We start from the raw sequence: 5,454 nt of genomic DNA, 5'->3' as shown, positions 1-5,454 counted from the left end.
CCAAAAAGGCGACAAATTCTTACCCGTATTTTGGCTGAACTCGACACGGCGGAAACCCGCGCGGCTGTTGGCTTCCTGGCGTTTTTCGTGGTGGGGTTTTTCGGTGTTTTGCCGGTCTGAACCATCTATACATTATGCGCAGTCTGGTATCCGTTCAAATAACAGTATTACGGATTCTTGGACGACCACAGAAAGTGCTAAAGAATAGCCACAGAAAGTGCTAAATTTTCACAGGAAGTACTAAATTCGTCGCCCACCTTTCTATCTCTATGATTCTGAATGTTTTTCGGTTTTTTCTCGAATAGCGCCTTTCGGGGCGATCAGTGCCTTGGATTCTGGCGGTTAGTTTCGATTGTGGAATAGCGTCAGCTCTGACCGAACTCCGCAATTTTAGGTAATGCCCTGGGTTCGAAAGGTATTGGCCGATGCCGGTAAAAAACATCCCCTATACCTCTCGAGAAGTATCATGCGAATCGGAGCACGGATTTTTGTTATGGCAGCCTCGGAACCGCTCTGTGAATTGAGAGAAAACGTGGAACGGTGTTATCGATAATCCGGTTGAGACGATCCGCTCCTGATTATTGAAAACCGTAGTACTCGTCAGCTCTGGAAGAAATGGACGTTACAAGGCGCAACCAATGGTCCGTTTGGGATGATTAGGTCTGCCTGGGTGCCCTGAGCATAATAGTTCTCTACTAAACTCCAGAAATCCGTTAAAATCACATTATTACGGATTTTATTTTCACCCTCTCCTCGCATCCGAGCGGCTTACCAGGAGCTCCCCGATGGGCAAAACCGGCCAGGCACGCGTGCTCACGCCCGAACAGTTCGCTCACCTCTTGCACGTGATCAAAGGGCATCGTTACCCGGAAAAGAACACGGCGCTGGTTCAGATCAGCTTCAAGCTCGGACTGCGAGTTCAGGAAATTGCCCTTCTCCAGATCAAAGACGTCGCCGAACTCGGCCCTGAAAGTTCTGGTCAGTGCTCTTTCAAACTTAAGGAAATCCTTGCGTTGCCAGCGGCTTACACTAAAGGTGCCGATGCGTTGAAGCGATCCAAATCCACGTACCAGCGGCGTCGAATCAGTTTTAGTGTTCACGATTTCCACCAGCTTGTTCAGCGAATTGAAACCATGGCCAAGGCTGGCGCCGAGATCAAACCGGAGGATTTTTATCCTGAGGTCAAAAAACATCGTGGTAAATCGCGCGATCTTCCAATGAATGACGTTGCGCTGAGAACGGCTATAGAAAATCACCTTGCGATCCGCCTGGCAGCGCATCCCTCAGTGAAAAAGACGGATCCTCTATTCCTGACTCAAAAAGGAGGCCCCTATTCTCCCAATACTCTCCAGGAACACTTTGCTCTCATGCATAGACATTGGGCAGGTATTGAGCGAGCCAGCTCCCACAGTGGCCGGAGGACTTTAATGACGAATATCATTCATGAACAAAAGAAGTCAGTTAAGGTCGCCCAAAAAATCGCTGGCCATGTGTCACCGTCAACAACGCTCATTTACGAAGAACCTCCCGAGGAGTCACTGAAGGAAGCGTTGCAGGATGCCGGGTACAAATATATTGGTTAGTCCAGCAAACGAATAAACTTTGGAGCGAAGTCATTATCACAGTTCAAACTCCCCAGAAATGCCACTGGTTTGCTTACCTGATTTCAGCCCACTTGTCATGAGTCTTGTTGATAGCGCCGGCCCCATAGCTGCACTGCCCCACCAAACGTAGTTTTCATTTCAATTGGAGATGGTTTGGTGACTGAAGCGTGAAGTTCAGTGTGGTCGCAAAGCGGACATTCGAGTAAGACGAATAGCGCTTGCAGTATGCGCGCCCATGGAATGGAACCGAAGGCGCAATGAAATGGGCTTCGTCGCGCCTGCGCTTAATGGGTTCTACCCCGTTACTGTGGACATTCCTAAAAAGAGGCCTGACACGCTGCTCACAGGCTCGGCGTGCCTCCGAACAACAGGTAATAAGCGATGCCCAGTAGCGAACTGACTAAGATCACCGGCAACATGCCCACCTTGAAGCGTAACATGGCAATAAAGGCGGCCAGTGCAAGCACCACACTGGCGATCTGAATACTGCCCCATGTCGGCACCATTAACTGCATGCCAAAGGTCCGAACCGTATCTACTTCGGCGAAAGCGACATGCACCGCGAACCAGATAGCCAGGTTCAGCATCACGCCCACAACGGCGGCGGTGACCGCCGATAACGCAGCACTCACCGCCTGGTTCCCGCGCAGCCTTTCTACATAGGGTGCGCCCAGGAATATCCACAGAAAACAGGGAACAAAGGTCACCCAGGTAGCCAGAATCGATGCAAGAATGCCCGCTGTAAAAGGATCGAGGGGGCCTGCGTCGCGGAAAGCGCCCATGAAGCCCACGAACTGTACTACCTGAATCAAGGGGCCGGGCGTGGTCTCTGCCATGCCCAAACCATCCAGCATTTCCCCTGGCGCAAGCCAGCCATAGTTCTGTACGGCCTCCTGTGCCATATAAGCCAATACTGAATAAGCACCACCGAAGGTGACGACGGCCAGCTTGCTGAAGAAAAGCCCTATCTGGGTGAAGACATCGTCAAAGCCCAGCGATACAGCCAATACAACTAGCGGTGTGAACCACAGCGGTAGCCAGACCGCGAGTACCTTGAGCGCCCGCTTGCGCGTTGCCTTGGTATGATGTGCGGCACCGCCATCCATCATGGTGTCGATCGCCCGTTCACCATCCTCGGGCGTGTCATGTCCCTTGATGACCACGAATCGTTCCGGGTCCATGTACCGCCCCAGCAGGCCAATAACGGCAGCAGTCAGGATCACTACCGGGAACGGGACAGCGAACAAAAAGATGGCAATGAAAGCAAGGGCCGCCAAGATGTACATATAGGCATTCTTGAGCGCGCGCTTACCGATCCGGATGACGGCCTGAATCACGATCGCCAACACCGCCGCTTTAATCCCGAAGAAAAGCGCCTGCACCAGGGTTGCATCCTGAAAGCCCGCATAAAGCACGCTCAACACCAGGATGCTCAAAAAACCCGGCAACACAAACAGTCCGCCGGCCACGAGCCCACCCTTGACGCCATGCAGCAGCCAGCCGATATAAGTAGCCAGTTGTTGGGCTTCCGGCCCGGGCAGTACCATGCAGTAGTTCAGGGCGTGCAGAAACCGGCTTTCGCTGACCCATCGCTTTTCATCCACCAGAATACGATGCATGACGGCGATTTGGCCGGCAGGACCGCCGAAACTCAGCATTGCAATCCTTAGCCAGACGCGCACCGCTTCCCCAAACGTAATCTCATGACCAAACTCGTTGCGATCGCCACCCGATGGCACAGTGTCTTGTTGGGTTCTGTGGGCTGTATCGGTGGAGTGGGACGACTCCGGCATGCTTACTTCCCCTTCGTATAGGTTGTGTACAAACTGTCGAACACCTGATTGGCAGCCAGTAACAGCTGATCATCGTTATGATGAGACTCGCGAAAGCCCATCAATACGCATTCAACTCCAGTGGCCGCCGGTGGCTGATGGCCGCCAACATCGAGGTAATGCACCAGTTCCGCGATCCGCTGCAGTGCCACCTGGCGCAGGCCAAAGCTCGCCAGCAACGTTTCAAAGGTGACCTTGTCAGCTACATGGGTGAAGGCCGCTCCATCGAAATCAAAACCCAGCGCGTGATCAGGGCAATCAGCTGGAGAGCTTAACCATAGAAAATTCGCTTCCGGATCGATGAATCGCTTAATCAACCAGGCGCTGGCCAGGCGGTCCACCCACGGTCGGCGACGAGTTGCCCATACCCTTCCCAGGTAGTCGGCACGGTTGAGGAGAGCGACCGTGCCTGAAACAGGTAGCGGCTCATCAGGCGACAGCACCCGATTTGCGTCGGTTTCCAGTTCCTGCAACGCCCGATCGACCCGTTCACGGGCAGCACCTGGAAAAAAATCAATCTGTGACACGCGCGTGAAGCGCTTACGCAGTTTCCGGGTCTCCCTAATAACCTCCATGGCCGATTCTGGCAGCAGCGTTGCCCGTAGTTCTGCGATGTCCGAGTGCAAGGCCTCATAGTCGTCCGCACGATCGAATAAAGCGGGGAATTCATGAGCATCCGGGCCGTCAGTGGGTACAACATGGGCGACACCGCCGGCTTCACGCACGTCATGGGCCACAGCCTCCAACTTCTCGACGTGATCGGGGTGAGCTGGCAGTAAATAGACGCCGTCGCGAAGTGAAGCCGCGCCCCATGCCTTAATAGAGCGCCAGGCCCGCATACGCACCGTCGCATTTTCTGTAGGAAGTGACAGAATCAGTAGAAGCCATGACATTCTGTAGAATCTACTACGTGTTTGTAGCAATCACAACACTTTTATGGCTGAACGGTTGTGATGGCCATCTGACTACAGTAGCATTCTCATATATCCCCCCACGGGGGATAGGTTAAAAGCTGGTTTTGACCCCAGACTTACCAAATCATCAGCCACGCTAGGAACACTGTGATGCACCACGAACGACTCGATCATTGGCAACATAAGCATGTCTTTGGCCAGGATCGGAAGCGCCCCGGAGAAATCCGAACGCTCATCGTGGTGGGCCTAACGCTGGCGATGATGGTCTGGGAAATCCTGGCCGGGATCGTTTATGGCTCGATGGCCTTGCTGGCCGATGGGCTGCACATGGGGTCGCACGCGGTGGCCCTGGGTATTGCCGCCTTCGCCTATGCATACGCCAGGAAAAACGCAGGCAACGCCCGATTCTCTTTCGGGACGGGGAAGGTCAATGCGCTGGGCGGCTTTACCGGAGCCATTCTGCTGGCTGTCTTTGCGCTCTACATGGTCATCGAGAGTGTTGGGCGTTTTATCCAGCCCGTCCCCATTTCTTTCGATGGGGCCATATTTGTGGCCATCATAGGCCTGGTGGTCAACGGGGTGTCAGCGTGGATACTGGGGGATGCAGGTCATGACCATGGTCACAGTCACGGGCATAATCACGGTCACCACCATCATCACCATGACCACAACCGACGGGCCGCTTACCTGCATGTGCTTGCAGATGCGTTGACGTCAGTCCTTGCCATTGTTGCCCTTCTGGCGGGTAAATATGCCGGGTGGAACTGGATGGACCCGATGATGGGGATTATCGGTGCGATTCTGGTAACCCGTTGGTCCTGGCAACTTTTAAGAGACACCTCAAAAATCCTTCTCGACGAGCAACATCAGGACATGGAGGACGCTGTTAAAGAGGCCGTCGAAGACGACGATGCCAAAGTCAGTGATCTGCATGTGTGGGCAATAGGCCCAAACATTCATGCCGCTATTGTCTCAGTCGTCTCGCATCAGCCCGAGTCGCCCGCAGTTTATAAGGAGCGCATTCAGGCACACTGCCAGTCCCTGGTCCACGTGACGGTGGAACCTCTTCGCTGTGATTAACGGAGAGAACGCAAATTAGAGAGT

At 53.7% G+C, this 5,454-nt stretch carries 4 protein-coding genes; 2 read left to right on the top strand and 2 right to left on the bottom strand.

Annotation, left to right across the window (positions count from 1 at the left end; translation table 11 throughout):
- Window positions 1-785 precede the first annotated feature (785 nt).
- Window positions 786-1,583: a tyrosine-type recombinase/integrase gene (locus JIF53_RS00440; protein ID WP_091855225.1), complete on the top strand. Its 798-nt coding sequence runs from the start codon at window positions 786-788 to the stop codon at window positions 1,581-1,583.
- A 362-nt stretch (window positions 1,584-1,945) separates the two neighbouring features.
- On the opposite strand, the gene chrA is transcribed toward JIF53_RS00440, so the two are convergent.
- A complete protein-coding gene (gene chrA, locus JIF53_RS00435) occupies window positions 1,946-3,397 on the bottom strand; it encodes a chromate efflux transporter (protein WP_011786631.1) in 1,452 nt (483 codons plus the stop codon).
- A 2-nt stretch (window positions 3,398-3,399) separates the two neighbouring features.
- Window positions 3,400-4,329: a chromate resistance protein ChrB domain-containing protein gene (locus tag JIF53_RS00430; protein WP_058091223.1), complete on the bottom strand. Its 930-nt coding sequence runs from the start codon at window positions 4,327-4,329 to the stop codon at window positions 3,400-3,402.
- A 171-nt stretch (window positions 4,330-4,500) separates the two neighbouring features.
- Between JIF53_RS00430 and dmeF the strand changes: the two genes are divergently transcribed.
- Entirely contained in the window at window positions 4,501-5,430 is a 930-nt protein-coding gene (gene dmeF, locus JIF53_RS00425; protein WP_011786633.1) for a CDF family Co(II)/Ni(II) efflux transporter DmeF, read from the top strand.
- Window positions 5,431-5,454: the final 24 nt, after the last annotated feature.

This window comes from Marinobacter sp. bablab_jr008 (assembly GCF_016464145.1).
GTDB classification, from domain to species: domain Bacteria; phylum Pseudomonadota; class Gammaproteobacteria; order Pseudomonadales; family Oleiphilaceae; genus Marinobacter; species Marinobacter nauticus.
The sequence above is the reverse complement of the archived record's forward strand: the minus strand, read 5'-3'. Positions and strand labels throughout refer to the sequence as shown.